The 660-nt window shown below is 65.3% G+C and carries 2 protein-coding genes; both read right to left on the bottom strand.

The window, feature by feature from the left end; genetic code table 11:
• Positions 1-395, bottom strand: a 395-nt coding sequence (locus EXE44_RS17255; RefSeq protein WP_241991876.1) for a hypothetical protein, incomplete at its 3' end; no start/stop codon positions are given.
• The coding region (locus EXE44_RS17250) for an NUDIX domain-containing protein (RefSeq protein ID WP_137717995.1) at positions 392-660 on the bottom strand (269 nt) is incomplete at its 5' end. The genes EXE44_RS17255 and EXE44_RS17250, both read right to left, overlap by 4 nt.

Below are 660 nucleotides of genomic sequence, written 5' to 3'. Positions count from 1 at the left end.
AGGTAGTAGCGTCCCCACGGTCGCGAGTCGTCGCCGTCGGGGGCGTCCGCGTCGAGGTAGCGGTTGACGTCGGTGCCGCGGTCAGTGAGCCGTATCTCGCCCGTGTCGCTGTCGTGTTCGACGATCCCGGCCGCTTCGAGCTTCGGAATGTGCGTCTGATGGAGGGAGACGTAGAGCCGCTTCTCCTCTTTGTCGGTCAGCTCCTCGGGGTCCGTCTCGTTTTCCCACGCCGCGACCTCGGTCGCGAGGTCCTGTAGTCGGATCCCACCCGGGTTCTTATTCAGGTACTGAAGGATGAACCGCCGTCGCGGATTGCTGAGGAGGCTGAACAGCTCGTCCTGGCTCAGTCCGTTTTCCTGAGTTTCCGTCATCGTGTGGCTCGGTGGCGGTGTCACCGCTCTCCGTCCGGTTCCGCCACCGACCGCTCGATGAAGCGCTCGACGGGTTCGAGAGTCGTCGACAGCAGCTCAGTGGGCTTCAGCCAGTCGTAGTCGAGGATTCGCTCTGACGGGTTCGGCGCTGGCTCCGACTCGAGCGTCGCGTCGAATATCGTGTAGACGGTCGTCGCGGGGCGACTCGTGTGCCGGTAAACAAGGCGGCCGACCCGCTTGCCGACGGCGGCGCGGCACCGGCTCTCCTCGGCGATCTCCCGGCTGAGAC

It is taken from the genome of Halorubrum sp. SS7 (assembly GCF_005435055.1).
Classification (GTDB): domain Archaea; phylum Halobacteriota; class Halobacteria; order Halobacteriales; family Haloferacaceae; genus Halorubrum; species Halorubrum salinarum.
This window is presented reverse-complemented; position numbering and strand designations above follow the sequence as displayed.